The sequence below is a fragment of the Oricola indica genome, assembly GCF_019966595.1.
Taxonomy (GTDB): domain Bacteria; phylum Pseudomonadota; class Alphaproteobacteria; order Rhizobiales; family Rhizobiaceae; genus Oricola; species Oricola indica.
Genome location: NZ_JAINFJ010000002.1, coordinates 639,897 through 666,535, shown reverse-complemented (window position 1 = coordinate 666,535; position 26,639 = coordinate 639,897). Strand labels below are relative to the sequence as shown.

General features: G+C 63.4%; 25 protein-coding genes. 14 read left to right on the top strand and 11 right to left on the bottom strand.

Annotation, left to right across the window (positions count from 1 at the left end; translation table 11 throughout):
• Nucleotides 1–26 precede the first annotated feature (26 nt).
• From LC343_RS08715 to LC343_RS08695, 6 genes are all read left to right on the top strand, one after another.
• A complete protein-coding gene (locus LC343_RS08715) occupies nt 27–1,571 on the top strand; it encodes a TadA family conjugal transfer-associated ATPase (RefSeq protein ID WP_223476705.1) in 1,545 nt (514 codons plus the stop codon).
• A 2-nt stretch (nt 1,572–1,573) separates the two neighbouring features.
• The gene (locus LC343_RS08710) at nt 1,574–2,587 is read left to right on the top strand and encodes a type II secretion system F family protein (protein ID WP_223476751.1); all 1,014 of its coding nucleotides are present in this window, start codon (nt 1,574–1,576) and stop codon (nt 2,585–2,587) included.
• A 6-nt stretch (nt 2,588–2,593) separates the two neighbouring features.
• Nucleotides 2,594–3,592 carry a type II secretion system F family protein gene (locus tag LC343_RS08705; protein ID WP_223476704.1) on the top strand — a complete coding sequence of 333 codons (999 nt, stop codon included), beginning with the start codon at nt 2,594–2,596 and terminating at the stop codon, nt 3,590–3,592.
• 126 nt (nt 3,593–3,718) lie between these two features.
• Nucleotides 3,719–4,639 carry an NAD(P)-dependent oxidoreductase gene (locus LC343_RS08700; protein WP_223476703.1) on the top strand — a complete coding sequence of 307 codons (921 nt, stop codon included), beginning with the start codon at nt 3,719–3,721 and terminating at the stop codon, nt 4,637–4,639.
• Nucleotides 4,640–4,706: 67 nt separating this feature from the next.
• Nucleotides 4,707–4,838, top strand: a complete 132-nt coding sequence (locus LC343_RS25125; protein WP_274384739.1) for a hypothetical protein — start codon at nt 4,707–4,709, stop codon at nt 4,836–4,838.
• 70 nt (nt 4,839–4,908) lie between these two features.
• Nucleotides 4,909–5,343 (top strand): hypothetical protein, encoded by a 435-nt coding sequence (locus LC343_RS08695; protein ID WP_223476702.1) that lies wholly within the window; start codon nt 4,909–4,911, stop codon nt 5,341–5,343.
• Nucleotides 5,344–5,585: 242 nt separating this feature from the next.
• On the opposite strand, the gene LC343_RS08690 is transcribed toward LC343_RS08695, so the two are convergent.
• On the bottom strand, nt 5,586–6,410 hold the full coding sequence (locus LC343_RS08690) for a tetratricopeptide repeat protein (RefSeq protein ID WP_223476701.1): 825 nt from the start codon (nt 6,408–6,410) through the stop codon (nt 5,586–5,588).
• Nucleotides 6,411–6,551: 141 nt separating this feature from the next.
• Here LC343_RS08690 and LC343_RS08685 point away from each other — a divergent pair, with 141 nt between their 5' ends.
• The 4 genes from LC343_RS08685 to LC343_RS08670 all read left to right on the top strand — a co-directional run bounded on the left by LC343_RS08685 (nt 6,552) and on the right by LC343_RS08670 (nt 9,850).
• On the top strand, nt 6,552–7,940 hold the full coding sequence (locus LC343_RS08685) for a leucyl aminopeptidase family protein (protein ID WP_223476750.1): 1,389 nt from the start codon (nt 6,552–6,554) through the stop codon (nt 7,938–7,940).
• Between the two features lie 73 nt (nt 7,941–8,013).
• Nucleotides 8,014–8,364: a MarR family transcriptional regulator gene (locus LC343_RS08680; protein ID WP_223476700.1), complete on the top strand. Its 351-nt coding sequence runs from the start codon at nt 8,014–8,016 to the stop codon at nt 8,362–8,364.
• Nucleotides 8,361–9,227 carry a C40 family peptidase gene (locus LC343_RS08675; protein ID WP_223476699.1) on the top strand — a complete coding sequence of 289 codons (867 nt, stop codon included), beginning with the start codon at nt 8,361–8,363 and terminating at the stop codon, nt 9,225–9,227. Before LC343_RS08680 ends, LC343_RS08675 begins: the two co-directional genes overlap by 4 nt.
• A gap of 122 nt (nt 9,228–9,349) precedes the next feature.
• The gene (locus LC343_RS08670; RefSeq protein ID WP_223476698.1) at nt 9,350–9,850 is read left to right on the top strand and encodes a GNAT family N-acetyltransferase; all 501 of its coding nucleotides are present in this window, start codon (nt 9,350–9,352) and stop codon (nt 9,848–9,850) included.
• Between the two features lie 116 nt (nt 9,851–9,966).
• On the opposite strand, the gene LC343_RS08665 is transcribed toward LC343_RS08670, so the two are convergent.
• The 8 genes from LC343_RS08665 to LC343_RS25240 form a co-directional block, all read right to left on the bottom strand.
• On the bottom strand, nt 9,967–10,923 hold the full coding sequence (locus tag LC343_RS08665; RefSeq protein WP_223476697.1) for a 2-hydroxyacid dehydrogenase: 957 nt from the start codon (nt 10,921–10,923) through the stop codon (nt 9,967–9,969).
• 4 nt (nt 10,924–10,927) lie between these two features.
• Nucleotides 10,928–12,559 carry an ABC transporter ATP-binding protein gene (locus LC343_RS08660; RefSeq protein ID WP_223476696.1) on the bottom strand — a complete coding sequence of 544 codons (1,632 nt, stop codon included), beginning with the start codon at nt 12,557–12,559 and terminating at the stop codon, nt 10,928–10,930.
• Nucleotides 12,556–13,593, bottom strand: coding sequence for a sodium:calcium antiporter (locus LC343_RS08655; RefSeq protein ID WP_223476695.1), 1,038 nt, complete (start codon nt 13,591–13,593; stop codon nt 12,556–12,558). The genes LC343_RS08660 and LC343_RS08655 overlap by 4 nt, the downstream gene beginning before the upstream one ends.
• Nucleotides 13,590–14,762 (bottom strand): ABC transporter permease, encoded by a 1,173-nt coding sequence (locus LC343_RS08650; protein ID WP_223476694.1) that lies wholly within the window; start codon nt 14,760–14,762, stop codon nt 13,590–13,592. The genes LC343_RS08655 and LC343_RS08650 overlap by 4 nt, the downstream gene beginning before the upstream one ends.
• The gene (locus LC343_RS08645; RefSeq protein ID WP_223476693.1) at nt 14,759–15,874 is read right to left on the bottom strand and encodes a microcin C ABC transporter permease YejB; all 1,116 of its coding nucleotides are present in this window, start codon (nt 15,872–15,874) and stop codon (nt 14,759–14,761) included. The genes LC343_RS08650 and LC343_RS08645 overlap by 4 nt, the downstream gene beginning before the upstream one ends.
• A 35-nt stretch (nt 15,875–15,909) precedes the next feature.
• Entirely contained in the window at nt 15,910–17,793 is a 1,884-nt protein-coding gene (locus tag LC343_RS08640; RefSeq protein ID WP_223476692.1) for an extracellular solute-binding protein, read from the bottom strand.
• Nucleotides 17,790–19,658: an extracellular solute-binding protein gene (locus LC343_RS08635; protein ID WP_428982521.1), complete on the bottom strand. Its 1,869-nt coding sequence runs from the start codon at nt 19,656–19,658 to the stop codon at nt 17,790–17,792. Before LC343_RS08635 ends, LC343_RS08640 begins: the two co-directional genes overlap by 4 nt.
• 119 nt (nt 19,659–19,777) lie before the next feature.
• On the bottom strand, nt 19,778–20,656 hold the full coding sequence (locus LC343_RS25240) for a c-type cytochrome (protein ID WP_338018575.1): 879 nt from the start codon (nt 20,654–20,656) through the stop codon (nt 19,778–19,780).
• A gap of 159 nt (nt 20,657–20,815) precedes the next feature.
• Here LC343_RS25240 and LC343_RS08625 point away from each other — a divergent pair, with 159 nt between their 5' ends.
• From LC343_RS08625 to LC343_RS08615, 3 genes are all read left to right on the top strand, one after another.
• Nucleotides 20,816–21,541 (top strand): 3-deoxy-manno-octulosonate cytidylyltransferase, encoded by a 726-nt coding sequence (locus LC343_RS08625; protein WP_223476691.1) that lies wholly within the window; start codon nt 20,816–20,818, stop codon nt 21,539–21,541.
• Between the two features lie 14 nt (nt 21,542–21,555).
• Complete coding sequence (locus tag LC343_RS08620) at nt 21,556–22,410, top strand: prephenate dehydratase (RefSeq protein ID WP_223476690.1); 855 nt, start codon at nt 21,556–21,558, stop codon at nt 22,408–22,410.
• A 111-nt stretch (nt 22,411–22,521) separates the two neighbouring features.
• Entirely contained in the window at nt 22,522–23,409 is an 888-nt protein-coding gene (locus LC343_RS08615; protein ID WP_223476689.1) for an NAD(P)-dependent oxidoreductase, read from the top strand.
• On the opposite strand, the gene LC343_RS08610 is transcribed toward LC343_RS08615, so the two are convergent.
• The gene (locus LC343_RS08610; RefSeq protein ID WP_223476688.1) at nt 23,406–23,789 is read right to left on the bottom strand and encodes a DUF3307 domain-containing protein; all 384 of its coding nucleotides are present in this window, start codon (nt 23,787–23,789) and stop codon (nt 23,406–23,408) included. The two genes, LC343_RS08615 and LC343_RS08610, sit on opposite strands and share 4 nt — an antisense overlap.
• 122 nt (nt 23,790–23,911) lie before the next feature.
• Complete coding sequence (locus LC343_RS08605; protein WP_223476687.1) at nt 23,912–24,943, bottom strand: LacI family DNA-binding transcriptional regulator; 1,032 nt, start codon at nt 24,941–24,943, stop codon at nt 23,912–23,914.
• Nucleotides 24,944–25,231: 288 nt separating this feature from the next.
• Between LC343_RS08605 and LC343_RS08600 the strand changes: the two genes are divergently transcribed.
• A complete protein-coding gene (locus tag LC343_RS08600) occupies nt 25,232–26,584 on the top strand; it encodes an ABC transporter substrate-binding protein (protein ID WP_223476686.1) in 1,353 nt (450 codons plus the stop codon).
• Nucleotides 26,585–26,639: the final 55 nt, after the last annotated feature.

The following is a 26,639-nucleotide window of genomic DNA, read 5'->3' as shown; positions in this document are numbered from 1 at the left end:
CTGAAGCGATGTAACAGGACAAGTCGATGTTCGGAAAAAAGGGTACGGGTAGCCATTCTGGCGGCGCTTTCGGCGGCGGATCGAATTCCGCGCCCAAGCGTACCGCCGTCACGCCGCCGGCGTCGGCCGAAAAGCCAGCGTCGGAGGCCGCGCCTGCACCGGTCGCAAGCGAGACCAAGACGGCCGCGCCCGCCGCAGCGCCGGCAAGCCGGCCGGAGGCGAAACACGTGCAGGCACCTCCCCCGATGCGTGATCTGCCGGTGGCAAAGCCGCGCCAGAAGGTGCGCAACGACGACTATTACGACACCAAGATGCAGGTCTTCTCGGCGCTGATCGAGACGATCGACCTGTCGCAGCTCGCCAAGCTCGACGCCGATTCCGCGCGCGAGGAAATCCGCGATATCGTCAACGACATCATCGCGATCAAGAACTTCGCGATGTCGATCTCCGAGCAGGAGGAACTGCTCGAGGACATCTGCAACGACGTGCTCGGCTACGGGCCGCTCGAACCGCTGCTGGCGCGAGACGACATCGCGGACATCATGATCAACGGCGCGGACAAGACCTATATCGAGGTCAACGGCAAGGTCCAGGAATCCGATATCCGCTTCCGCGACAACCAGCAGCTTCTCAATATCTGCCAGCGCATCGTCAGCCAGGTCGGCCGCCGTGTCGATGAATCGAGTCCGATCTGCGACGCGCGTCTTCCCGACGGCTCCCGCGTCAACGTGATCGCGCCTCCGCTCGCCATCGACGGCACCGCCCTGACAATTCGTAAGTTCAAGAAGGACAAGCTGACCCTCGATCAGCTCGTCCAGTACGGATCGATCTCGCCGGAAGGCGCGACGCTCCTGCAGATTATCGGACGGGTGCGCTGCAACGTCGTCATTTCCGGCGGTACCGGCTCCGGCAAGACGACGCTTCTCAACTGCCTGACGCGCTACATCGATCACGACGAGCGCATCATCACCTGCGAGGACTCCGCGGAGCTGCAGCTCCAGCAGCCGCATGTCGTGCGCCTGGAAACCCGGCCGCCGAACCTCGAGGGCGAGGGCCAGATCACCATGCGCGACCTGGTCAAGAACTGCCTGCGCATGCGTCCTGAACGCATCATCGTCGGCGAGGTGCGCGGACCGGAGGTCTTCGACCTGCTGCAGGCGATGAACACCGGCCATGACGGCTCGATGGGCACGATCCACTCCAACAGCCCGCGCGAATGTCTCTCCCGCATGGAATCGATGATCGCCATGGGCGGGTTCACCCTGCCGCAGAAGACCGTGCGCGAAATCATCGTCGGCTCGGTGGACGTCATCGTCCAGGCGGCCCGCCTGCGCGACGGCTCGCGCCGCATCACCCATGTCACCGAGGTGATCGGCATGGAGGGTGACGTCATCATCACCCAGGATCTGATGCTCTACGACATGGAGGGCGAGGACGCGAACGGCAACATCATCGGTACCCATCGCTCCACCGGCGTCGGCCGCCCGGCCATGTGGGACCGCGCGCGCTACTTCAACGAGGAACAGCGGCTCGCCGCGGCGCTCGACTCGATGGAGGTCGCCGCGCCATGATGATCTTCGGCCTGCCCGCAGGCGTCATCGGTATGATCGTGCTTGCCGGCCTCGGGGTCGGCGGCGTGCTTTATGCGCTGTTCTTCACCTCGATCGAGAATGAGCAGAAGACGGCGAAACGCCTGTCGTCGATCAAGACGCAATCGACCGACAGCGCCGCGCGCCGCGCCGCCTACGACCGCGCGAACGAAGGCGCGAAGCGAAAGAAACACATTGCCGACTCGCTTGCCGAGCTCGACGAGCGCAACCGCGACCGTGTCAAGGACGCGGCGCGGCCGACACTCAAGAAGATGCTGCAGCAGGCCGGACTGAAGGTCGATTTGCGGACCTTCTATCTCTATTCGATGGTCACCGGCTTCGTCGTGACGGCCATGGCTTTCCTGTTCGGCGTGCCGTTCCTGTACCTTATCGGCGTCTTCTTCGCCGCCGCCTTCGGCCTGCCGCGCTGGGCCGTCTCCTTTATCCGCAAGCGCCGCATGAAGTCGTTCCTCGAGGAGTTTCCGAACGCCATCGACGTGATCGTGCGCGCCATCAAGTCCGGCCTGCCGCTCAATGACGGCCTGCGGCTGATCGCCAGCGAGGCGCGCGAACCGGTGAAGTCCGAGTTCCGCCGCATCATCGAGGCGCAGCAACTCGGGCTGTCGACGCCGGAGGCCTGCGCGCGCATGTACAACTCGATGCCGGTCCCCGAGGCCAACTTCTTCGCCATCGTCATCCAGATCCAGGCGCAAGCGGGCGGCAACCTCGCCGAGGCGCTGGGCAACCTCTCGCGCGTGCTGCGCGACCGCAAGAAGATGAAGGCCAAGGTGGCCGCCATGTCCATGGAGGCCAAGGCGTCCGCCGCGATCATCGCGTCATTGCCCTTCGTCGTCACGCTGCTCGTCTATCTGACGAGCCCCGGATACATAACGCTGCTTTTCACGACCAACACCGGTTACCTGATCCTCGGCGTTTCCGCCGTCTGGATGTCGATCGGCGTGTTCGTGATGCGGCAAATGATCAATTTCGAGGTCTGACGCGCCATGTCCGAAGATCTTGTCGCCCTGCTGACATCGTCGCAATTCGTCATCGCCATTCTCGTTTCGGTGAGCGTCTTCGCGACGCTGTTCACCGTTCTGACGCCCTTGCTCGGCGGCAACGAACTGAAGACGCGCATGAAGCATGTCGCCACCGAGCGCGACGAGATCCGCGCCCGCGAGCGCGCCCGCCTCGCCGCCGAAAAGCAGCAGAGCCGCGGTTCGCTGCGCATGGAGGCGAAGGAAGGCGGCGTTCGCAGAATCGTCGAGAGGCTCGATCTCAAGACGGCGCTCGCCGACCAGGCGACGATCGACAAGCTTCGCCTTGCCGGCTATCGCGGCCAGCAGCCGCTCAACGTCTTCCTGTTCGCCCGCCTCGTGCTGCCGCTGGTCTTTCTTGTCGTGGCGCTGGCTTATGTCTTCGGCCTCGGCGCGCTCTCCGAGCAGCCGACCATGATCCGTGTCCTCGCCTGCATCGGGTTCGGCTATCTCGGCTTCTACTCGCCGAACATCTACATTTCCAACGTCGCCGGCAAACGCAAGACGTCGATCAAACAGGCATGGCCGGACGCGATCGACCTGATGTTGATCTGCGTCGAATCCGGCATGTCCGTCGAGGCAGCCTTCCGTAAGGTCTCGGAGGAAATCGGCACCCAGTCCATCCCGCTCGCCGAGGAACTAGTCCTTGTCGGCGCGGAACTGTCCTACCTGCAGGAGCGCAGGATGGCCTATGAGAACCTCGCCAACCGCACCAAGCTGGAAAGCGTCAAGTCGGTCGCACAGGCGCTGGTCCAGGCCGAGCGCTACGGCACGCCGGTCGGCCAGGCGCTGCGCGTTCTCGCCGCCGAAAGCCGCGACCAGCGCATGAACGAGGCCGAGAAGAAGGCCGCTGCGCTGCCGCCGAAGCTGACCGTGCCGATGATCCTCTTCTTCCTGCCGGTTCTTTTCGGCGTCATTCTCGGCCCCGCCGGTATCCAGATTTCCGCGCGCGGCGGTATTTTCTGACGCCTGTCGTCCCCGGTTTCGGGGACGTCGCCTCCTCGCCTTGCCTCGCCCCGGTGGCGAATGCTTGACTGCGCCTGAAGGCGGGATCACCCGCCTTTAATGCTCAACAGAGGCAAAGGGGGCTTCATGAAGGTTGGATTTATCGGTCTTGGAACAATGGGCGGCAACGCGGCGAAAAACATTCGCCGCGCCGGCTTCGATCTCTCTGTTTTCGATTTGCGCCGCGAGGCGGCCCACCCGATCGAGGAGTTGGGCGCGACATGGGTCGCCAGCCCGAAGGAAATGATCGACCGGGTCGACTGCGTCGTTTCCATGGTCTTCGGACCGCCGCATCTCCAACAGGTTCTGAACGGCGATGGCGGCCTCATCCATGGCGACTGCGGCGGCAAATTGTGGATCGATTTGACGACATCGTCTCCCGGCTTCATGCGCGAGTTGATCGAGCCTTTCGTCGCGAAGGGCGGCCGGCCGATCGACGCGCCGGTGACAGGCTCCGTCGATGCCGCCATTCGCGGCGACATGCCGATGTTCGTCGGCGGCGAGGACGCGGATATCGAGGCGGCCCGCCCGGTCATCGAGGCGATGGGCGAGATTCGCAAGGTCGGTAAATATGGCAACGGTTATGTCGCGAAGCTCGTCAACAACCAGCTCTGGAAGATCCATGCCGCGGCGATCGGCGAGGCGATGGTCTGCGCCGAGAAGGCCGGAATCGATCCGAAGGTCTGGTGGGAGGTCATGAAGGGCGGCGCAGCCGATTCCTTCGTCATGCAACATGACGTGCCGTCGATCTTCGCGGGCCACTACGATCCCTCCTTTCCGCTCAAGCTGTGCCTGAAGGATCTCGGCCTGATCGATGAACTGATGCGCGAGACCGGGACACGCTCGGACATGACGGATGCCTGCCACGCCCGTTTCAAGGAAGCGGCGGAACGCTACGGCGTCGATGCCGGCGAGATGACGGTTTGCAAGGTGGTCGAGGACGATGCGGGCGTCGCCTTGCGCGTTGAAGGCGATTGGCAGGCGCCATGGGAGGTCGAGCACACCTGACGGGCCTAACTCCGGGGCGTCGCCGGTTTCCATAGACGGCAATTTGTTTGTGAAGAGCCCGCAGAATATGCTCGACGGCTCTACCCAGACCCTGTCCGATAATGAGCGCTACAACCCCGAGATCGTGGACCGCGAATATGCCGACGAGAAGATACAGGTCCGCGCCCGTGTCGTCTGGGCAGGTTGGCCGTTGAGGTAATAGGCCATTGAGTGGAGGAAACGTGTTGGATTGGCACCCCGTACCGCTCGAACAAAGACATCGAGATGCGATGCTCGACCTGATTCTTGCCTGGGGAGAGTTGGATTCAGCTCTTGGGATGCTGGTGTCGTGCGCGTTGGGCCTGTCGATGGCGGACGGTGCTGAGAAGGTCGGGAGTTATCCCGCATCAGCCAAGTTCCGCGAATTATACAAAGTGTTGCGCGATGCGCCGAACGGTGCTGAGGCGGCACGAGCCGTTAAGAGGCACAAGAAAAACTATGAGCTGTATTCCAAGGTCCGAAAACCCATTGCGCATTCCAAATGCGTGGGGGTGAAAAGCACTGACCGCGATTATGTGTTGTTCGCAGTGTTTGAAAAGACTGGCGAGAACGAACTAGCAGTGGACGCTGTCCCAATTCAACAGCTCGAACTCGCAACACAATGGGGGCGTGAAATGGCGGAGGTCGCTATGCGGATCGTCGATAGGATTAACCCATTTGAATAAAGTCGTTGGCTACAATGGCGTCCGACTTGGTTTTGCTTATCGCCCTCTGGGAGCATAGCGCCGCGCGCTCCTTCGAGGCTCTGCCCTCAAATCGGAAACCTGTTTAGCATCATAGCCTATCACCGACGTTCTGACGTAGACCGCGCGGTTCTTAAGGCCTTCTGAGGCGTCGTCGCAGATCGCCCTAGGGCCCCTTCTATAGGGCCGACATGTACAGAACCTGGTGTCAGACTACAGCCTGCCTACTGCGAAGCGATCTTCTTGTCTTCCTGCTTGATGAGGTTCCAGGCGTTCTGCTGCGCCAGCATCTGGCGCAGATAGCCGACATTGGCTTCCGCCTGCTGCGGCGACAATTCGCGCCGTGCGATCTGCTCGGCTTCGTCGAACCGGCCCTGGAGGCCGACGACGAGGGCCAGGTTCTGGCGCACGCGGCTGTCGGCGGCCGGCTGGGCGGCGGCCTGGCGCAGATAGGTCTCGGCCTGTTTCAGATTGCCTTCCAGAAGGTGGCTCATGCCGAGATTGGACAGGATCGTCGGTTCGTTCGGCCGCAGCTTGAGGGCCTTCTGATAGCGCAGCCGGGCCTCGGTCGGCCGGTTGGTCTGGTCGTAGATCGCGCCTTCGGCTGAAAGCAGCCGCCAGTCAGGATTGGTCGGGTCCTGTGCGCGCTGGATCGCATCGAGCGCGGCGGTGAACTGCCCGGCGCCGGCCAGCGCCTTGCCGTAGGCGGCGAGCACGTCGCGGTCGTCGGAATGCTTGATCGCCGCCTTGCGCATGACGGCAAGCGCCTGCTCGTTGCGGTCGTTCATACGCAGGATCGAGGCGTATGCCATTGCGACGGTCTTGTCGCCCGGCCGCTGTTCGTAGAGCTTCGAATAGGAGCCGAGCGCCTGTTCCAGTTCCACGGCGGTCATCTGCTCGACCGGCTTTTGCGCCGGCGAGCCGATCGACCCGGTCGTCAGCGAGCGGTTCGCGCAGGCCGTGACGGCTGTTGCCGCAAGCACAAGGACCGCCAGGCGCAATGCCGTCCGTGTCGTCCTGCCTGTCTTTCCGCTTCTGATCCGCACCATGCTGCGCTCCCGTGCGGCCGTCTTTCGGTGGATGAGCCGCGAAGAATGACGATGAAACTCTGGCCAAAAGCAATATTCTGTTAACCCTAACGGTTGGTTAATGACCTCGCTTCGGCGGGCACGGAATCGGATGGAATGAACATGAAACTCGAAGAGGTTTTGGCACCGGCGGATCGCCGTCCGGCGGATGCACGGCCGGTTTGGCTCGTTCAGGCGGATGGATTGGAAAAGCACGGCGCACTGGACGATACGGCCCGGCAGTGGATCGATCGGAACGGCTTCAAGGCTGGCGCGGGCGAAGTGCTGCTTCTTCCGCGAGGCGATGGAGGTCTTGCCGGTGCGGTGCTGGGTCTCGGCGACGGCGGCGATCCCTTCGTCGCGGGCGCACTTGCGCGCAAGCTGCCGGAAGGCGACTGGTATTTCGAGGGCGGCGCGAATACGGATCTTCGCCTCGCGAGCCTCGGCTTCCTGCTCGGCGCCTATCGCTTCGGACGCTATCGCAAGCAGGCGGGCAAGCAGCCCCGGCTGATCCTCGACGCCTCGCTGGACCACGACGAGATCGCCGCGTTCGCGCGTGCCTCCTGGCTGGCCCGCGATCTCGTCAACACGCCGGCCAACGATCTCGGTCCCGACGAGATCGAGGCGGCCGCCCGCGATGTCGCTCGCGACCGGGACATGACGGTCGAGGTGATCAAGGGCGCCGACCTTCTGGAGCAGAATTTTCCGCTGATCCATGCGGTCGGCCGGGCTTCGGTTTCCGCGCCCAGGCTGATCGACATGCGCTGGGGCAAACCCGACGCGCCCCGACTGACGCTGGTCGGCAAGGGCGTCGCCTTCGACACCGGCGGTCTCGATATCAAGCCCGCTTCGGGCATGCGCAACATGAAGAAGGACATGGGCGGCGCGGCCAACGTGCTGGCGCTCGCCTCGCTGATCGTCGACATGAAGCTGGATGTCCGGCTGCGCGTGCTGATCCCGGCCGTCGAGAACGCGATCGCCGGCGACGCGTTCCGGCCCGGCGATATCTTCCCGAGCCGAAAGGGCCTGACCGTCGAGATCGGCAACACCGATGCCGAGGGCCGGCTGATCCTCGCCGATGCGCTGACCTGCGCCGACGAGGAAAAGCCGGACATGCTGATCGACATGGCGACGCTGACCGGCGCGGCGCGTGTTGCGCTTGGCCCTGATGTTCCGCCCTTCTACTCGACCGACGATGCCTTCGCCGACGCGCTCGCCTCGGCTTCGCTGCAGGAGCACGACCCGCTGTGGCGCATGCCGCTCTGGGCGCCCTATGCGAAGGGATTGAACTCTTCGGTCGCCGATCTCTGCAACGTGACGACGGACGGGATGGCGGGCTCCGTGACGGCGGCGCTTTTCCTGCAGCGTTTCGTGACGGAAACCAGCAGTTGGGCGCATTTCGATATCTTCGCCTGGAGCCTGTCGGCCAAGCCGCATGCGCAGGTCGGCGGAGAGGCCCAGGGCATACGCGCCATGCTGGTCGCGCTGAAACATCGTTACGGAACGGCCTGATTCCCGCTCATATTGCGTTTTTTAAGGTTTCGCGCATATTGTGCCGGAACCGAAACGATAAGATGAGCGGTTCATGTCCATTCGCTTGCGGGCGAGCCAGGCGCTGACATTGTGGCATCAGGTGGCGACGTCCGAAGTGCGCGACGATGCGCCGGACCTGACATTGCGCCAGATGGCGATCCTGCTCTCCATCTATCTGGAGCCGCCGCCGCATACCGTGCGCGGCCTCGCGGCCAAGCTGAACGTCACCAAACCGGTGATCACGCGCGCGCTCGATTCCATGGGATCGCGCAAGCTCGTGACCCGGCATCGGGACCCGCGCGACAAGCGCAATGTCGTCATTTCGCGCACTGTCGAGGGATCGCTCTACCTTGAGCGGCTTGCCGACGTGATCATCGCAAGAGCGCGGGAACTGCCGTTGTGACGGATACGCTCGATCGCCGTTTGCACGCATTCCGACCGGATCTCGCCGACATAAGGCTGAAAGGGCGGGTCGAGGCGGAGGCCTTCGTCGAGGGGCATCCGGCCATCGTTGTTGCGCCTGCTGTCGATATCCGCCGCGCGCCGGCGCATGACGCCGGCCTGGATACGCAATTCGTGACCGGCGACCGCGTCCGCGTCTTCGAGAGCGAGGAAGGCTGGGCCTGGGTGCAGGGCGAGCGCGACGGCTATGTCGGCTATGCGCCGGACGAGGCGCTGTTTGACGGCGAAATCGCCGCGCCGACACATCGTGTCACGGCGCAACGAAGCTTCGTCTATCCCGGCCCGGATCTGAAGATGCCGCCGTTGCGCGCCCTGTCGATGGGCGCGCTTGTCACGGTCGTCTCGACGGAAGAGCGGCGCGGCACGCGCTATGCCGTTCTGGCCGACGGCACGGCACTGGCCGCCGCCCATGTCGCGCCGGTCGGCGAGACGGAAACGGATTATGTGACGGCGGCCGAACGTTTCCTGCACACGCCGTATCTCTGGGGCGGCACATCGGGCTTCGGAATCGACTGTTCCGGCCTCGTCCAACTGTCCATGGCGATGGCCGGACGCACCGTGCTGCGCGACAGCGACATGCAGGAGGCGACCATCGGCGTGGTGCTGGAGACAGGCGGCGACTTTTCGTCCCTGCGGCGCGGCGATCTGGTTTTCTGGAAAGGACATGTCGGCATCATGGTCGATGCGGAGAACCTGTTGCACGCCAACGGTTCGACCATGAATGTCGCGCTCGAACCGCTTGCCGCCGCGATTGCCCGGATCGAGCCGCTGTTCGGCCCGCCGACGTCGGTCAGGCGTCCCTGAATCTGAACCGCGCCAGCCGGTAACGCGCTTTCACATTGCCGTTAGCCGCGAGAACCGGTCTTTGCGCCTGACGGCTCCGGTGATAGGCGCGCGACAGCCATTTTTCGACGGATCGAACAGCGATGACGAACAGCCCCGAAACCGGGATCGCCTTTACACGCCTTGGCGAGATCGACCTCATCGAGATCACCGCGCATATGTCGGATCCACGTATGGCGGAGCATATGCCGCTCCTGACCGGCCGGTGGGACGATGCCGCCTCTCGCGCCTTTGTCGAGGCGAAGGAGGCCCGCTGGCGCGAGGACGGACTGGGTCACTGGGCTATTCTTTGCGACGGGGCCTATGTCGGCTGGGGCGGCTTCCAGAAGGAAGGCGACGAGTGGGACTATGGCCTCGTTCTCAAACCCGATCGCTTCGGGCTTGGCGCGCGCATCACCCGCAAGGCACTCGAATTCGCCCGCTCCGACGAGCGCATTCCCTTCGTCACGTTCCTGCTGCCGCCTTCACGAAAGAAGCTTGGAGCGCTCGAAAGGATCGGTGCCCGCTTTGTTGGAGAGGTGGACCATGCGGGCGAGGCGTTTCTCAAATACCGCCTCGATTTCAATCCGCCCCGTGGCCGGTGACATTACCCGACCGGGGTCGCGTTACTCGTTGACGCAGGGAGGCGGGGCCTGCACCGCGTTCAGTATCCAGTCGCGAAAAGGCGGCGCATTCTGATCCAATGGAAACCTGAAATGCATCAGTAGCCGGCGTCGCGGTCCACGAGGTTCGTCAGCGCTTCGCCGCGATCATGGGCATCCATCTGCCGGATCATCGGCGGGATCAGCGCCGACGGCACGGAGGCGGCGGCGGCATGTGGCGTGATCGTGACGCGGGGATGGCTCCATAAGGGGCTGTCGTCGGGAAGGGGCTCTGTTTCGAACACGTCGAGCGAGGCCGCGCCGAGCCTGCCGCTTTCCAGCGCGGCGAGAATGTCTGCCTCCACTTGCAGGCGTCCGCGCCCGGCACTGATCAGGATCGGCGCGCCGAGCGGTCCGCGCGTCTTCATTTTCGAGAATAGCGTCTGCGAGAGGATGCCTTCGGTCGCCGGGGTCAGCGGCAGCAGGCAGACGACGATGTCGGCTTCGGCGAGAAACGGCCCGAGCCCCGCCTCTCCCGCGTAGGTGCCGACGCCTTCGGCCGCCTTCGGCGTGCGGCTCCAGCCGGTGACGCGGAACCCGAGCGCAAGCAGTTTCTCGGCGGCGTCGCGGCCCAGATGACCGAGACCGAGAATGCCGACCGTGACCTCGCTCGCAGCAGGCTGCATCCGGTCCTCGTGCCAGATCCGGTTCGCCTGCTGGTCGCGATAGAGCATGCCCTTGCGGTGATGGTCGAGCACCTGCCAGACGACATATTCACTCATCCGCTGGGTCAGGTCGTCGGCGACGGCGCGGACGATCGGAACATCCGGCAGGTCGCCCTCGGCGAAGATGTGATCGACGCCGGCCCCGATGGAGAAGATCGCCTTGAGGTTCGGCAAGCCTTTCAAAACGCCGGGCCGCTGCTTCCAGACGATTGCATAGTCGATCTCCGGATCGTTCGGCCCCGAGGGCTCTTCGACGACGACCCGGTCGGGTGCGGCCTTCTCCAGTTCGGCGCGCCAGACGGCGGGATCGAAACCGGTGACGGAGAGAAGTATCTTGCCCGTGGATGCCATTGTACTACTCGCTGACGACGCCCGCCGGCGCGACTTCGATGTCGAAGGCGGCGGCCATCAGCGCCTTGGTGTAATCGGTTTTCGGCGCGTCGAAGATCTCGTTCGAACGGCCCTGTTCCACCACCTCGCCATTGCGCATCACCATCACCTCATTGGCGAGCGCGCGCACGACTTTCAGGTCGTGGCTGATGAAGAGGTAGGCGAGGTTGTGCTTGCGCTGCAGGTCGCGCAACAGGTCGACGACCTGCGCCTGCACGCTCATGTCGAGCGCGGAGGTCGGCTCGTCCAGCATGACGAATTTGGGCTTGAGCACCATGGCGCGCGCAATGGCGACGCGCTGGCGCTGGCCGCCGGAGAATTCATGCGGGTAGCGGAACCGCGTTTCCGGATCGAGCCCGACCTCCTTGAGCGCCTCGACGACGCGCTGGTCGCGGCCGTCGCGGGAAAGGCCCGGTTCGTGGATCGCGAGCCCTTCGCCGACGATCTCGGCGATCGACATGCGCGGGCTCAGCGAGCCGAACGGGTCCTGGAACACGATCTGGATTTCGCGCCGCAGCGGCCGCATGGCCTCGAATGAAAACGCGTCGATGTCCTTGCCGTCGAAGCGGATGCGGCCCTGCGAGGAGATCATGCGTGTCAGCGCAAGGCCGAGTGTCGTCTTGCCGGAACCGGACTCGCCGACAATGCCGAGCGTCTGCCCGGCGCGCACCGTCACGTCCACGCCATCGACCGCCTTGATGTTGTCGACCGTCTTGCGCATCAGACCCTTGCGGATCGGGAACCAGACCTTCACCGCTTCGCCCGTCAGGACGGTCTCCGCGCCCTCGTCGAGCAGGATCGGCTGGCCTTTTGGCTCGGCGGCCAGGAGATGCTTCGTGTAGTCGTGCTGCGGGTCGGTGAAGATTTTCTCCGTCGGCCCGGTCTCGACGATCTTTCCGTCCGTCATGACGCAGACCCGGTCGGCGATGCGGCGCACGATGCCGAGATCATGCGTGATGAACAGCATCGACATGCCCTGTTCGCGCTTCAGATCGTCCAGAAGCTTTAGGATCTGCGCCTGAACCGTCACGTCCAGCGCGGTTGTCGGTTCGTCGGCGATGAGCAGTTTCGGCTGGTTGGCGAGCGCCATGGCGATCATGACGCGCTGGCGCTGGCCGCCGGACAATTGATGCGGATAGGCTTTCAGGCGCTTCTGCGCATCGCGGATGCCGACCTGGTCGAGCAGTTCGAGAATGCGGCCGGGAATGGTCTTCTCTTCGAAGCCGTGCAGTTTCAGCGTCTCGCCGATCTGCTTTTCGATCGAATGCAGCGGATTGAGCGAGGTCATCGGCTCCTGGAAGATCATCGCGATCTCGTTGCCGCGCACCCTGCGCAGTTCCGCATCGGATGCGGACAAAAGGTCGCGATCGCGGAAGCGGATCTCGCCAGACGGATGGCTCGCCGCCGGATATTGCAGCAGTTTCAGGACCGAGAGCGCCGAGACCGATTTGCCCGAACCGGACTCGCCGACCAGCGCGACCGTCTCTCCGTCTGCGATGTCAAACGAGATGCGGTCGACGGCCGTGGTCGTGCGTCCGCCCTGGGTGAAGGCGACGGAGAGATCCCGGACGGAGAGGAGGGGAGAGGATGTGCTCATGACAGGGCGAAGACTCCCCCGACCGCAGCAACATAAAGCCCCGCGACGGACCATCCCTCGAAACCGATCCCGCCGGGCCCGCGCTTCTCGCGCCTGAGAAGGCCGAGGATCAGCACACCGGTCATGGCGGTCACCATGGCGGTCAGGAAGATGTCGGAGGTCGAGATCGCGTTGTAGATCGAGCCGTCGCGATAGGCGATGTCGGCGAAGGAGGCGAAGAGCGTGTCAAAGGCGTTGCCGCCGAGAATGCCGCCGACGGCGAGTTGCAATGCGCCGGCGCGTACCGCCGCGATCGTGGTGACGAGTTCCGGCAGGGAGGTGACGGTGGATGTCATGAGCGTGCCGACAAGGCTCTCCGGCACGCCGAGCGACGAAACGAATGCCACGCCCGTGGTCGCCACGCCGTAGCCGGCCGCCGACACGGCGAGCAGGCACAGCGCGAAGATCGCCAGCGTGCGCGCAAGCGGCGTCTTCTCGGCATCCGCGTCGGGAATGTCCGCGTGCGTGTCTTCCGTCTCTGTCGCCCGCCACATCGGCTCGTCGCGAGCGGACTGGGCAAAGCGCAGGCCAAAAAGATAGATCGCGAAACAGATAATCGAGACGGGATGGATACCGAAGACGGAGATGGCCGGGCCGGTCGCTGCGGAGAGCATAAGGGCGAGCAATACGATCAGCAGGGTCGCGTTGACGATGTTGACCAGGCTCGCGGCCGCGTGTTCGAGATTGGCCCGGCGGTGGGTCATGTCGGCGAAGACGAGGAACAGCGTCTGGGCGGCGATGCCGCCGACCGCGTTCGAATAGGCAAGCGATGGATACCCGTCCGCGGCAGTCACCACCGAGGTGATCACGCCGGGCAGGGACGTGGCGGCGCCGAGCAGCACCGCGCCCGTGATCGCTTCGCCGAAACCGGTCTGATCGGCGATCATGTCGGCGACGAAGGCGAGTTTCGAGCCGGCGATCACGATCACGCCGCCGCAGGCGATGAAGATCGCGATCTGGACCGTGACGGGAGCGTTTTCGATGGCGCCGGTCATCCGAATGTCTTTCGCGGATCGAAGGCGTCGCGGGTCGCCTCGCCGATGAAGATCAGCAGCGACAGCATGACGGAAATGACGATGAAGCCCGAAAAGCCGAGCCAGGGCGCTTGCAGATTGTTCTTGCCCTGGAGGATCAGTTCGCCGAGCGAGGCGGAGCCCGGCGGCAGGCCGAAACCGAGGAAATCGAGCGAGGTCAGCGTGGTTATCGAGCCGTTCAGGATGAAGGGCAGGAAGGTCAGCGTCGCGACCATGGCGTTGGGCAGTAGATGCCGGAACATGATGGTGCGGTTGGGCACGCCGAGCGCGCGCGCCGCGTTGACATACTCGAAATTGCGCGCCCGGAGAAACTCGGCGCGTACGATGCCGACAAAGGCCACCCACGAAAAGAGCAGCATGATGCCGAGCAGGATCCAGAAACCCGGCGGCAGGATGGCGGCGATGATCAGCAGCAGATAGAGCACCGGCATGGACGACCAGATTTCGATCAGACGCTGGCCGATCAGGTCGATCCAGCCGCCGAAGAACCCCTGCACCGCGCCGAAAGCGACGCCGATCACCGCGGAGGCGCCTGTCAGGATCAGTCCGAACAGCACCGAGATGCGAAAACCGTAGATAAGGCGGGCCATCACGTCGCGCGCCTGGTCGTCGGTGCCGAGCCAGTTGAAATTGCCGATCGTGCAATTCGGATCCTCGGCGCCGGCGGCGTAGCGCGTGCACAGTTCCTCGCGGCTGTCGAACATGAAGGCGGGCTTCGACGGCGCGGCCGTCGGCACCTCCTTATTCACGGTGCGATAGGAATAGCGGATCGGTGGCCAGATCATCCAGCCGCCGGCCTCGTGGATGGCATCCTGGATATAGGGGTCGGTGAAGTCGATACGCGGCAAGGCCAGCGGGTCGTCCGGAAACAGGACTTCTTCCGAATAGGTCTTGAAGACCGGGGTGAGGTACTGCCCCTTGTATTCCACGAGGATCGGCCGGTCATTGGCGATGAACTCTGCAAACAGCGACAGGACGAACAGCACCAGGAACAGCCATAGCGACCAGTAGCCGCGCCGGTTGGCCTTGAAGTTCTGCCAGCGCCGCTGGTTGAGCGGCGACAGGAAAGGCCGCTTGCGCCGCCCTTCCGGGATGGTTCTTCCATCGAGGGTCGCGGATTGGTCCGTCACACGTCCCTCCGCTCGAAATCGATGCGCGGATCGACCCAGGTGTACATCAGGTCCGAGAGCAGCCCGACCAGCAGGCCCATCAGCGAGAAGATGTAGAGCGTCGCGAAGACGACCGGGTAATCGCGATTGATCACCGACTGGAAGCCGAGCAGGCCGAGCCCGTCGAGCGAGAAGATCGTCTCGATCAGCAGCGAGCCGGTGAAGAAGGAGGAGATGAAGGCGCCCGGAAAGCCCGCGATGATGATCAGCATCGCGTTGCGGAAAACATGCCCGTAGAGAACCTGCCGCTCGTTCAGCCCCTTGGCGCGGGCCGTGACGACATATTGCTTGCGGATCTCGTCGAGGAACGAGTTCTTGGTCAGCAGCGTCGATGTCGCGAATGCCGACAGGACGAGGGCGGTCAGCGGCAGCGCCAGGTGCCAGAAATAGTCGAGGATGCGCGCCGGCCATGACAGCTCCGACCAGTTGTCGGAGACGAGCCCGCGTAGCGGGAACCAGTCGAAGAAGGACCCGCCTGCAAACAGCACGATCAGCATGATCGCGAACAGGAAGCCCGGAATGGCGTATGCGACGATGATGACGCCGCTGGTCCAGACATCGAAATGCGAACCGTCATCGACGGCCTTGCGGATGCCGAGCGGGATCGAGATGCCGTAGGAGATCAGCGTGATCCACAGGCCGAGCGATATCGAGACCGGCATCTTCTCCACGATCAGGTCGATCACGGAGATGTCGCGGAAATAGCTCTCGCCGAAATCGAAACGGATATAGTTCCACAGCATCAGCCCGAACCGTTCGAGCGGCGGCTTGTCGAAGCCGAACTGCTTTTCCAGCTGCGCGATGAATTGCGGGTCGAGCCCCTGCGCGCCGCGATATTTGGAATTGATGGCGTTGCCGCTCTCGATATTGGAGCCGACATCGTCCGCGCCGCCCAGATCGCCTCCACCGCCGGTGATACGGTCCGTCGCGTCGCCGCCCTGTCCGGTCAGTTGCGCGATCACCTGTTCGACCGGCCCGCCCGGGGCGAACTGGATGACGGCGAAGGATATCGCCATGATCCCGAATATCGTCGGGATCATGAGCAGTAGCCGACGCAGCACATAGGCGCCCATGTCAGGCGGCCTCCATGCAGTGCAGTCCCGTCACATCAAGCCTTTCCAAGCGCTTCTGCTTTCGCGCGGTCGATCCACCACAGTCGCTCCACCGGCCAGAAGTAGTCGGGCTTCGGCTCCTTGAAGCCGAACATGTCCCAATAGGCGACACGGTGATTCGCCGAATTCCAAGTTGGAATCCAGTCTCGCCTCAGACGCAAGGCCCGATCAAGCACGCGCATCGCCGTCCGGTGCTCTTCGCGCGTCTCCGCCGCGCCCACTTCGGCCAGCAGCGCGTCGATCAGCGGGTCCTGTGTTCCCGTCCAGTTGCGCGAGCCCTCCTCCGAGGCCGAGTGGCTTGCGAAGACATTTTCCAGCCCCGCACTGGTCGGCGTCGGCGTCCAGCCGATGTGAAGGCCCGCTATGTCGAAATCGAAATTGTTGGTGCGTTCCTGGTACTGCGCCGGATCGACCGTTCGGAGCGTCGCGTTAATGCCGATCGACCGCATGGTCTCGACCCACGGACCGTAGATGCGCTCGAACACGCTGGCGTTGACGAGGATCTCGGCATCGAGCGTGTCGCCTTTCGCGTTCCTCAGCGTGCCGCCGTCGTTCTCCCAGCCCGCCTCGGCAAGCAGGCGGATCGCGGTGCGAAGCCGCGACCGGTCCCGGCCGGAGCCGTCGCTCTTCGGCTGCATATAGGCAGCGTCGCGGATGCCGTCCGGCAAGTCGTGCCCGCCCGCCAGCCTGTCGATCAGCGCGGTCTCGTCGGCATCCGGCAGGCCTTGCGCGGCATAGTCCGAACCTTCGAACATCGAATGGCTTTTCTCATAGGCGCCGTACAAGAGGTTTTCGTTGGTCCATTCGAAATCGAAGCACAGCGCGATCGCGTCGCGGACGTTGCGGTGTTGGAACTGCGGCCGACGCGCATTCGGAGCGAGCGCCTGCATTCTCCCCCGCGCTTCCTGCGGAAACAGCCCCTTGACCACCCTGCCGTCCTCGATCGCCGGAAAGGCGTATTCGGTCGCCCATGTCTTGGAGGTGAATTCCTCGCGCCATGTGGCGACGCCCTTCTTGAACGCCTCGAAGGCGGCCTGGCGCTCCTGGTAGAATTCGAACCGGATCGTGTCGAAATGGTCGAGCCCGCGTGCCGTGCCGAGATCCTTCGCCCAGTAGTCCGGCACGCGTTCATATTCGATATAACGGCCGGCGCTCAGATTGCCGACCTTGTAGGGACCGGAGCCGAGCGGCGGTTCGAGTGTCGAGGCATTGAATTCCCGCGTCGCGTACCATGCCTTCGAGACGACCGGATTGGTGGCGATGGTCAGGATCGCCTGCGCCGATTGCGTACCATCGAACACAAGAACCACCGTCCGCTCGTCTTCGGCGACCGCCTCCACCAGCACGGCGAGCGGCAGCGAAAGCTGCGGATTGCCGTCGGTCTTCAGCGTTTCGTAGGAAAAGACGACGTCCTGCGCGGTGATCGGCGTGCCGTCGTGCCAGCGCGCTTCCGGGCGCAGCTTGAAGGTGAAACGGTTGCGGTCCTCGGAGATCGTCACGGTCTGCGCCAGGTGACAGTAGATGGCGTCGGGCTCGTCCCATGCATCGACCATCAGCGAATCGAAACAGGTCTCCATGCGCGGCGGCGCATCGCCCCGGCGCACGAAGCTGTTCAGCGTGTTGAAGGTCTGCATGTTCTGGTTGTAGTACCAGTAGCCCGGCTGGAAGTTGAACGTGCCGCCCTTCGGCGCTTCCGGCGAGGCGTAGTCGAACTGCGCGAAATCGCGCGGATATTTCAGGTCGCCAAATGCCGACAGGCCGTGCAGCGCGGTCTCGCTCGGGTTTTCCGCGCGGGGTAGGGCGGGAAAAGCGGCGCTTGCCGCGATACCGCCGGTCAGGATGAGGAAGCGTCTGCGGTCCAGCGGAAACCGGGGCGTCACTGGCCGCCTCCGTTGGTTGCCAGCGCCGCTTCCTTTTCCGGAACGATCCACCAGGAATCGATATCCGCACCGATATAGCTCGGCTGCTTGTCCGGCATGCCGAACTTGTCCCACCAGGCGAGCCAAACTTCCGGCGAGTAAAATTGCGGGATGTAGTAGTAGCCCCACAGCAGGACACGGTCGAGCGCATGGGTCGTGGCGATCAGTTCTTCCCGGTCCTTCGCGAAGATCACCCTGTCGACGAGCGCATCGACAACGGGATCCTTGATACCGGAATAATTGCGGGAATCCGGCTGGTCCGCCGCCGTCGAACTCCAGAAGTCGCGCTGCTCGTTGCCGGGCGAGAGCGACTGGGCGAGGATCACCGTCGTCATGTCGAAGTCGAAATTCTGCAGACGGTTGATTTCCTGCGCCTGGTCGACGATGCGGATCGAGGCGTCGATGCCGAGCTTGCGCATGTCCTCGACGAAGAGGCCGGCGATGATTTCGTCGGTCGGGCTGGAGCCGAGATACTCGACCGTGAACGGCTCGCCTGTCGTTTCGTTGACCAGCTTGCCGTCCCGGCTCACCCAGCCGGCTTGGCGAAACAGTTCGAAGGCCTTGCGCTGGTTCGCCCTTTGCGCACCGCGCTCGCTGTAATCGGGAAGGGTGAATTCCTCGGTGAACAGTTCCGGGGGAAGCTGGTCGCGATACTCTTCGAGGATTTCCAGTTCACGCCCCTCCGGCACGCCGCTGGATGCCAGTTCGTCGCCGACGAAGTAGCTGTCGGTGCGCGTTCTGAGCCCGTAGAGCCGTGTCCGGTTCATCGTCTCGAAGTCGAACAGATAGGTCAGCGCCATGCGCACCCGCCTGTCCTTGAACTTGTCGCGGCGCATGTTCATCGTGAAGCCCTGCATGGGTTCGGGCGATTTCGTCGGGAAGGTCTTGCGGACCACCTTGCCTTCCTGGAAGGCGGGGAAATCGTAGCCTTCCGCCCAGTATTGCGAGCGCAGTTCCGAGCGGATGTCTTCCAGGCCGCCCTTCTTGAACGCCTCCCATTCCGAGTTGCGGTCACGGAAATAGACATAGCGGCGGATATCGAAGTTTTCCCGTCCCACCTTCACCGGGACATCCTTGCCCCAGTAGTCGTCGACGCGTTCCCAGATGATTTCGGACCCTGCGTTGAAGCTCTTGATCCGGTAGGGGCCAGAGCCGAGCGGCGGTTCCAGTGTCGGCTCGGTCACGTCGCGCGGATTGCCGTCCGCGTCGGTGCCCTCCCACCAGTGTTTGGGCAGAACGACGAGGTCGCCCATGATATGCGGCAATTCGCGATTGCCGGTCTCGTTGAACGTGAACTCGACCTCATGATCGTTGACGGCCACCGCCTCGGTGACGTTTTCATAATAGCGATTGTAGAGCTGGCTGTTTTCTTTCAGCACGTTGAAAGACCAGACGACGTCCTCCGCCGTGATCGGTTCGCCGTCATGCCAGCGCGCCTTCGGGTTGAGCCGGTAGGTCGCCGAGGAATAGTCGTCGGGATTGGAATAGGCTTCCGCGACGAGGGCGTGGCTGGTCGACGGTTCGTCCGTCGCCTGTTCCATCAGCGTGTCGTAGAGCAGGCCGCCCCCGAAACGCGCGAAGCCGGCGGCCGGCGTGCCGCGGATGATGTAGGGATTGAAGCTGTCGAAGGATCCCGATGTCGTCGCGTTGAAGGTGCCGCCCTTCGGTGCATCGGGGTTGACGTAGTCATAGCGCTCGAAATCGTCGCCATATTTGCTTTCGCCGATCAGCGAGGCGGTGGAATGCCATTCCCGTTCCTGCGCCGCCGCCGGTTGAAGAGCCACAACCGCAAATCCGATGAGCGAAAGAACTGTCCTGAATCGCACGCAAACCTCCTGTCCTGGATGCTTCCTTCCAAGCTTAGAGCGGAATGCGGGAAAACAAAGACAAAAAGCCGGGCGATGCCCGGCTTTTCTGGATTTCCGCACCTTAAATTGCCGAAACGTCAGTTCCCGCTGTCGGTCGCGGCGGGCTCTTCGGTTGCGGCCGGAGCCTCTTGCGCGGCGGGTTCTTCCGTAGCGGCCGGCTCTTCAGCGGCAGCTGGTTCTTCCATCGCGGCGGGCGCTTCATCCGTCGCCGGCTCTTCCATGGTTGCCGGTTCTTCGGTTGCCGCGGGTTCTTCGGCAGCAGCCGGTTCTTCCATCGCGGCCGGAGCCTCTTCCGTGGCCGGCTCTTCGGTGGCGGCGGGTGTTTCCGCATCGGCCGGCTGTTCCATCGAGGCCGGTTCGGCCGCCGGCATGTCCTCGGCCGCGCCTTCTTCCTCGGCGGCGGCGTTCGGATCGGGAAGCGGCGCCGGCTCGGGTGCCATCGTGCGCAGATAGGCGACGAGGTTGGCGCGGTCTTCCACCTTCTTCAATCCGGCGAAGCCCATCGCGGTGCCCGGCACAAGATCCTTTGGCTTGTGCGAGAACACGTTCAGGTGCGCGTAGTCCCAGACGGTGCCGCCTTCGGCAAAGGCGATCATCGAGGACGAATATTTGAAACCTTCATGCGAGGCGACGGGACGGTTGACGATGTTCCAGAGATTCGGGCCGACCTTGTTGGCGCCGCCCTCTTCCACCGTGTGGCAGGCCTGGCATTTCTTGAACACGCCTTCGCCCGCGGAAACATCGGCGCTGGCGAGCAGCGGTGCGATCGGCTCGACGGACGGTCCGGCTTCCTCGGTTGCTTCGCCGCCGGAGCTTTCTTCCACGGCGATCGCAAAACCCGCCTGTTCCGGCGCTTCTTCGTGGAAGATCGCTTCCCCGAGAATTCCCACCGACATCATGGCGAAAACGGTGCCGAGAAAGGCGCCTGCATACATGTTCAAATTGGACGAGCTCATTGCGTAACCAAACCCCGGTTCATGCCTCATCGGCGCGCGAAGCGACCCTCGCGCGAAGTCGCGCGGAACCTAGGTCTTTTGCTCTGGCTATGCAACACATATAAGGTCGCATGATTTGAGACTTTTTGACACTCTTTCCCCTTACCGGCACCTTCGACAATGCGACCCGTCATTCTGATTCCCGCCCGCATGGCATCGGCGCGCCTGCCTGGAAAACCGCTCGCCGACATCTGTGGAAAACCGATGATCGTGCATGTCGCCGACCGCGCGCGCGAGGCCGATTGCGGCCCGGTCGCGGTGGCAACCGACGACGAGGCGGTGTTTGCGGCGGTGGCTGACGCCGGTCATCGCGCGGTGATGACGCGCGACGACCACCAGTCGGGCTCCGACAGGATTTTCGAGGCGCTGGGCGCGCTCGATCCCGACGGCGCCCATGATTCGATCGTCAATGTCCAGGGCGATTTGCCGACCATCGATCCGGCCGATATCCGCGCCGCGCTGACACCCTTTTCCGATCCGCGATGCGATATCGCCACGCTCGGCGTCGAAATCACCAGCGAGTCGGAAAAGACCAATCCCAACGTGGTCAAGATCGTCGGCTCGCCGATCGGCGAGCGGCTGCTGCGCGCGCTTTATTTTACCCGCGCCACCGCGCCCTGGGGCGAGGGGCCGCTCTACCATCATGTCGGTCTGTACGCCTATCGCCGCGCGGCGCTGGAGCGCTTCGTCTCGCTGCCGCCCTCGGTCCTGGAGCAGCGCGAGCGCCTTGAGCAATTGCGCGCGCTGGAGGCCGGCATGTCGATCCATGCGGCGATCATTGACTCCGAGCCGCTTGGCGTGGATACGCAGCCCGACCTGGAGCGCGCGCGCGCCCTCCTTGCATAACGAAAGACGGGACCATGAACGTATCCTCGAACCTCATCGCCTTCCAGGGCGAACCCGGCGCCAATTCCGACACGGCCTGCCGCGACATGTTTCCGGACATGGAGCCTTTGCCCTGCCCGACATTCGAGGACGCGTTCGTGGCTGTGGAGAACGGCAAGGCCGGTCTCGCCATGATCCCGATCGAGAACACGATCGCCGGTCGGGTCGCCGACATTCATTACCTTCTGCCCGAATCGCGCCTGCACATCGTCGGCGAATATTTCCTGCCGATCCATTTCCAGCTGATGGTGCTGCCCGGCACGGCGATCGCCGACATCAAGTCGGTCCACAGTCACATCCACGCGCTCGGCCAGTGCCGCAAGGTGATCCGCAAGCATCGCTGGAAAGCGGAGGTCGCGGGCGACACGGCGGGCGCCGCCAAGCTGGTTGCCGAGACCGGCGACAAGACCATGGCCGCGCTCGCGCCGGAACTGGCCGCCGGAATGTACGGCCTCGAAATCCTCCAACGCGATGTCGAGGACCAGGAGAACAACGTCACGCGCTTCGTCATCCTGTCGAAGGACAAGCATATCGCGCAGCGCACCGCGCCGGACGAGATGATGATGACGACCTTCGTCTTCCGCGTGCGCAACATTCCCGCCGCGCTCTACAAGGCGATGGGCGGTTTCGCCACCAATGGCGTCAACATGACGAAGCTGGAAAGCTATCAGCTGGGCGGCAAGTTCTTCGCCACCCAGTTCTATGCCGATATCGAAGGCCATCCGGACGATGCGAACGTCAAGCTGGCCTTCGAGGAGATCGGCTTCTTCTCCGAGGATTTCCGCATTCTCGGCGTCTACAAGGCCTCGGAATTCCGCGACCGCATGTAGAATTGGCGGTCAAACATGGATGACCGACTGACGCGATGCGCCGCAATCGCCTTGCCGGATTGACTTTTCGGTATGGCTGGCCAACTTCGCGGGGCAAACGGGAGGCGCGCCATGGTTGAGACCGCAAAGACGATCGCATTTTTCGGCGTCGGGCAGATGGGCGCGCCGATGATCGCGCGGCTCGCGGCAGCCGGCCACCGGGTGCGCGCCTGGAACCGGACGCCTGACAAGGCGAGAGCAGTCGCGGGCGAAAATGTCCAAGCGGTCGAGGATCCGAGAGCGGCCGTCGATGGCGCCGACATCGCGATCTCCATCCTGTCTGACGGCGGCGCGGTTCTGTCGCTCGTCAGGGACAATGATCTCGCCGGCACGATGCGCGAGGGTGGAGCCTTCATCGACATGAGTTCGACCCGGCCCGAGGAAGCGCGCGAATTGGCCGAGATACTCGCCGCCGGCGGTGTCGGTTTCTGCGATGCTCCGGTTTCGGGCGGACCGCCCGGCGCCGAGGCCGGCACGCTGGCGATCATGGCCGGCTGCGACGAGGCATTGTTCGAGCGGATCGCTCCGGTGCTGTCGGCGATGGGCCGCCCGACACGGCTCGGACCGGTCGGGACCGGCCAGCTCGCCAAGCTCGCCAACCAGCTGATTGTCGGCGCGGCCATCGGAGCGGTCGCGGAGGCGGTGTTGCTGGTCAGGGAAGGCGGTGGCGACGTCGATGCGTTTCGCGATGCGCTGACCGGCGGTTATGCGGATTCGAAGGTCCTGCAGATGCATGGCGGGCGCATGGCGGCCGGCGATTTCGCGCCGCGCGGGCGCGCCGCGCTGCATCGCAAGGACTTTCGAAATATCCTGGACGAGGCGGAAACGCTCGGCCTGGCGCTGCCGATGGGCGACATGCTGTTCGCCCGTTTTGCGCGGCTATGCGACGAACTCGGCGGCGCCGATCTCGATCATTGCGCGCTGTTCCTCGAACTGCTCGACACGAACAAAAAGCCTTAGGCCATTCCGAGCGACGCCATCGCAAACCAGGCGATGACGACATAGGTGATCTGGTGTGCGAGCTGGTCGAGCCCGTGCAATTGCCAGTAGCGGCGCGGATTGCGTTCCACATCGGCGCGCGCCGATATCCGGTCCTTGCCGTAGTCAATGGCGAAATGGACCACGAACTCCGCCGCCATGATGATGGCGGTGATGCCGATGCCGACGCCGCATGCCAGGAGAACGATCCCGCTGCCTACGCCATGGACGGCGGCATGCGCGTATCCTCCCGGCGCGTCGAGCCGGCCCTTTGCCTTCAGCATCCATTGCGGCTGCATCACGAAGTCCGCGAGGTAATGCTTTAACAGCAAGGCTGAAAACATCAGAAATGTAAGCGGCATGCGGCCTGGAAATCCCTTCGCGCGGCAACCTCTTCAAAAACCCCGCGTTCCAATCCATTCTTAATCGGATTTGCAGTCTGTGCGCAAATGCACAGACGGGACCGAAAACGCCGGCGGGCGCGTCAGGTTGTCGCCATCACCGGCGCCGGTCCGGTGGATGCGCCGATGACGAACTCGGCCTCGAGAAGAAGGTTCCGATGGCCGGCATTTCCGTCGATCAGGTCGATGAGCATGTCGGCGCAATGCTTGCCGGCGAGCCGGATGCTCGATTGCATCACGGTCATCGAGGGATATTCGCCAGCGGCCGGCAGGAAGGAAAGGCAGTCGTCATAACCGATCAGGGAAATGTCGCGCCCCAGTTCCATTCCGCTTTCATGTACTGCCCTGCTCGCGCCCATCGCCGTCAGCATGCTGGAGCAAAGTACGGCTGTCGGCGGGTCGCGATGCGCGAGAAACGCCTTCATCGCGCCGTGGCCGTTCGGTTCGATCATTTCCGAGGACACCATGATTTCCGGATCGGGCTCGATGCCGTTCTGGCGCAGAGCCGTCTCGAGCCCCTCGCGGCGCTTCAGGGCGAAGGTCATGTATTCCCAGCCATTGATCAGGCCGATGCGCCGGTGGCCCGCTTCGAGCAGGTATGTCGCGGCCTTGTGATAGGCCCGCCTGTTGTTGACGTCGACCCAGGAAAAACTGTCTTCCGGGTCGCTGGTGCGGCCATGCACCACGAATGGGAGCTTGAGCTTGCGCAGGATCGTCAGCCGGTCGTCCTTGACGCGCGGGCCGTGCACGATCACCCCGTCTACGCGCCGGTTGCGCGAAAGGCTCTCATAGACCGATTTCTCGGTGTCGGCGTTCACCACCGAGATCAGCATGTCGTAGCCGCGACGGTTGTAGATCTCGCCCGCGCCGGCGATGAAGTCCGAGAAGTGCGGGTTGATCATGTCGTGGTCCGACAAGGGCACCACGTGGCCGATCGTGTAGGATTTTCCCGTTGCCAGCCGCCGCGCATTGGAATTGGGCTGGTAATTCATCTTGCGCGCGAAGGCTTCGACGCGCCGCCGCGTCTCCTCGCTGACCTCCGGATAGCCGTTCAGCGCACGGCTGACGGTGGTCTGGGACAGGCCGAGCTGTTCCGATAATTCTTTCAAATTCATTGGATGCCTCCTCCCAAAAGGCATTCAAAGGGCTTTGAATAGTGCACAATTCAGTTTGCGATGGCCAGTTTTTTCCACATGGCCCGGATTCGTATCAGGTGACGAGATTTTTGTTCGGCGACGTTGCGTCATTGACGGTCGACAAGGCGCTGTCGCGAATATTTCTCTTGACTCTGAGCGGCTCAGCGCCAAATCTCAGCGAAGCCAAAGCGCTTTGATTGGCTTTGAGCGAGTGAATGCTCTATGAGTCTTCTGGCTCTTTTCAAAACGATCCTGGGAGGATTATTCATGAAAAAGACACTGATGGCGGGTGTTGCCGCCTTCGTTCTGTCGGCGGTTTCCGCGCAGGCGCAAGATCTGAAGTTCCCAATCGGCGAAGGGGATTTCAACTGGGCCAGCTATGAGGAATTCGCTGCCGCCAACGACCTGGCCGGCGAGCAGGTAACGTTCTTCGGACCGTGGCTTGCGGGCGAGGCCACCTCGATCGAGAATCTGATCGCCTATTTCAACGAAGCGACCGGCGCCGATGTTCGCTACACGGGCTCTGACAGCCTCGAGCAGCAGATCATGATCGATGCCGAAGCCGGTTCTGCGCCCAACATCACAGCCTTCCCGCAGCCGGGCCTTGCTGCCGGCCTCGCAGGCCGTGGCTTCCTGTCTCCGCTGGGCGAAGACATGGCGAACTGGGTCACCGAAAACTATGCGGCCGGCCAGTCCTGGGTGGATCTTGGCACCTATGCCGACGAGAACGGCGACGACAAGTTCTATGGCTTCTTCTTCAACGTCAACGTGAAGTCGCTCGTCTGGTACGTCCCCGAGAACTTCGAGGATGCCGGCTACGAAGTGCCGGAGACCATGGAAGATCTCAAGGCGCTGACCGAACAGATCGTGGCCGACGGCGAAACCCCGTGGTGCATCGGTCTGGGTTCGGGTGCGGCGACCGGTTGGCCGGCGACCGACTGGGTCGAGGACCTGATGCTGCGCACGCAGACTCCGGATATCTACGACCAGTGGGTTACCAACGAAATCCCGTTCACCGACGAGCGCGTCGTCGCTGCGATCGAAGAGTTCGGCTGGTTCGCGCGCAATGACGATTTCGTCGCGGGCGGCACCGACACCGTCGCCTCGACCGACTTCCGCGATTCGCCGAAGGGCCTGTTCGATTCGCCGCCGCAGTGCTACCTGCACCGCCAGGCTTCGTTCATTCCGGCCTACTTCCCGGAAGGCACGGTCGTGGGCGAGGACGCCGACTTCTTCTATTTCCCCTCCTATGCGGAAAAGGATCTCGGCAATCCGGTTCTCGGCGCGGGTACGCTTCTGGCTGTCACCAGCGACAGCCCGGGAACGCGCGCGTTCCTGGAATTCCTGAAAACGCCGATCGCGCATGAGATCATGATGGCGCAGGCCGGCTTCCTCACGCCGCACAAGGGCGTCAATCTGGATGTCTATATCGACGAGACCCAGAAAGGCCTCGGCGGCATCCTGCTCGGCGCGGACACGTTCCGCTTCGACGGGTCCGACCTGATGCCTGCGGCTGTTGGCCAGGGATCCTTCTGGACCGGCATGGTCGACTATGTCGGCGGTGACTCCGCCGAGGATGTCGCGTCGGAAATCCAGGCTTCCTGGGACGCCGCGAAGTAACGTGTAAAAACGGTCGTCCGGGGCTATTCTGCCCCGGGCGGCGACCTTAGGCCGC

Excerpts from the sequence above, each read along its gene's own strand:
- LC343_RS08700 (WP_223476703.1), top strand. The coding sequence starts at position 3,719 with ATGAAGGTTGGATTTATCGGTCTTGGAACAATGGGCGGCAACGCGGCG.
- LC343_RS25240 (WP_338018575.1), bottom strand. The coding sequence starts at position 20,656 with ATGAGCTCGTCCAATTTGAACATGTATGCAGGCGCCTTTCTCGGCACC.
- LC343_RS08605 (WP_223476687.1), bottom strand. The coding sequence starts at position 24,943 with ATGAATTTGAAAGAATTATCGGAACAGCTCGGCCTGTCCCAGACCACC.
- LC343_RS08670 (WP_223476698.1), top strand. The coding sequence starts at position 9,350 with ATGACGAACAGCCCCGAAACCGGGATCGCCTTTACACGCCTTGGCGAG.
- LC343_RS08705 (WP_223476704.1), top strand. The coding sequence starts at position 2,594 with ATGTCCGAAGATCTTGTCGCCCTGCTGACATCGTCGCAATTCGTCATC.
- LC343_RS08665 (WP_223476697.1), bottom strand. The coding sequence starts at position 10,923 with ATGGCATCCACGGGCAAGATACTTCTCTCCGTCACCGGTTTCGATCCC.
- LC343_RS08680 (WP_223476700.1), top strand. The coding sequence starts at position 8,014 with ATGTCCATTCGCTTGCGGGCGAGCCAGGCGCTGACATTGTGGCATCAG.
- LC343_RS08620 (WP_223476690.1), top strand. The coding sequence starts at position 21,556 with ATGAACGTATCCTCGAACCTCATCGCCTTCCAGGGCGAACCCGGCGCC.
- LC343_RS08695 (WP_223476702.1), top strand. The coding sequence starts at position 4,909 with ATGCTCGACCTGATTCTTGCCTGGGGAGAGTTGGATTCAGCTCTTGGG.
- LC343_RS08685 (WP_223476750.1), top strand. The coding sequence starts at position 6,552 with ATGAAACTCGAAGAGGTTTTGGCACCGGCGGATCGCCGTCCGGCGGAT.
- LC343_RS08715 (WP_223476705.1), top strand. The coding sequence starts at position 27 with ATGTTCGGAAAAAAGGGTACGGGTAGCCATTCTGGCGGCGCTTTCGGC.
- LC343_RS08660 (WP_223476696.1), bottom strand. The coding sequence starts at position 12,559 with ATGAGCACATCCTCTCCCCTCCTCTCCGTCCGGGATCTCTCCGTCGCC.
- LC343_RS08625 (WP_223476691.1), top strand. The coding sequence starts at position 20,816 with ATGCGACCCGTCATTCTGATTCCCGCCCGCATGGCATCGGCGCGCCTG.
- LC343_RS08600 (WP_223476686.1), top strand. The coding sequence starts at position 25,232 with ATGAAAAAGACACTGATGGCGGGTGTTGCCGCCTTCGTTCTGTCGGCG.
- LC343_RS08615 (WP_223476689.1), top strand. The coding sequence starts at position 22,522 with ATGGTTGAGACCGCAAAGACGATCGCATTTTTCGGCGTCGGGCAGATG.
- LC343_RS25125 (WP_274384739.1), top strand. The coding sequence starts at position 4,707 with ATGCTCGACGGCTCTACCCAGACCCTGTCCGATAATGAGCGCTACAAC.
- LC343_RS08645 (WP_223476693.1), bottom strand. The coding sequence starts at position 15,874 with ATGGGCGCCTATGTGCTGCGTCGGCTACTGCTCATGATCCCGACGATA.
- LC343_RS08690 (WP_223476701.1), bottom strand. The coding sequence starts at position 6,410 with ATGGTGCGGATCAGAAGCGGAAAGACAGGCAGGACGACACGGACGGCA.
- LC343_RS08655 (WP_223476695.1), bottom strand. The coding sequence starts at position 13,593 with ATGACCGGCGCCATCGAAAACGCTCCCGTCACGGTCCAGATCGCGATC.
- LC343_RS08610 (WP_223476688.1), bottom strand. The coding sequence starts at position 23,789 with ATGCCGCTTACATTTCTGATGTTTTCAGCCTTGCTGTTAAAGCATTAC.